An 828-nucleotide genomic window follows, 5' to 3' on the forward strand; every position below is an offset into this window, starting at 1 on the left:
GGGGGGGGAGTCAGCGACCTCGCTCGAGCGCCTTCAACAGGTAGGTGCCGTACCCGCTCTTGACGAGCGGCTCCGCGCGCTCGCGCAGCTCCTCGTCGCTGAGGAAGCCGAGCCGCCACGCCACCTCTTCGGGGCATCCGATCGACAGTCCCTGACGCTTCTCGACAGTGCGGATGAACTCGGTCGCCTCGCTCAGCGAGTCGAACGTGCCGGTGTCGAGCCACGCCGTGCCGCGGGGGAGCACCTCGACGTGCAGGGTTCCGCGGCGCAGGTACTCGAGGTTCACGTCCGTGATCTCGAGTTCCCCGCGAGGTGACGGCGCGAGGTTCCGCGCGATCTCGACCACGTCGTTGTCGTAGAAGTAGAGACCCGGTACCGCATAGTTGCTCTTCGGGATCGTCGGCTTCTCTTCCAGCGACACCACGTGTCCGTCAGGGTCGAACTCGACGACGCCATAGGCGGTGGGATCGTCGACCCAGTAGCCGAACACCACGCCGCCGGTGAGTTCCGTGTAGTTGCGGAACCTCGTGCCCATACCCTGGCCGTAGAAGATGTTGTCCCCGAGAACGAGTGCGACCGAGTCGGATCCGATGTGGTCGGCACCGAGCACGAACGCCTGCGCGAGACCATCGGGAGATGGCTGCTGCGCGTAGGTGATCGACACGCCGAAACGCGAGCCGTCGCCCAGCAGTCGCTCGAACTGGTCGGCGTCGTGGGGAGTGGTGATGATCAGGATGTCGCGGATGCCGGCGAGGATCAGCGTCGACAGCGGGTAGTAGATCATCGGCTTGTCGTAGACCGGAACGAGCTGCTTCGACACGCCGAGAG

At 65.3% G+C, this 828-nt stretch carries 1 protein-coding gene; it reads right to left on the reverse strand.

All coding sequences use genetic code 11. The features are described 5' to 3' along the window. Positions 1-10: 10 nt before the first annotated feature. On the reverse strand, positions 11-828 hold an 818-nt coding region (gene rfbA, locus ASG00_RS02015; RefSeq protein WP_156456177.1), incomplete at its 5' end, for a glucose-1-phosphate thymidylyltransferase RfbA.

The organism is Microbacterium sp. Leaf351, from assembly GCF_001423825.1.
GTDB lineage: Bacteria > Actinomycetota > Actinomycetes > Actinomycetales > Microbacteriaceae > Microbacterium > Microbacterium ginsengisoli.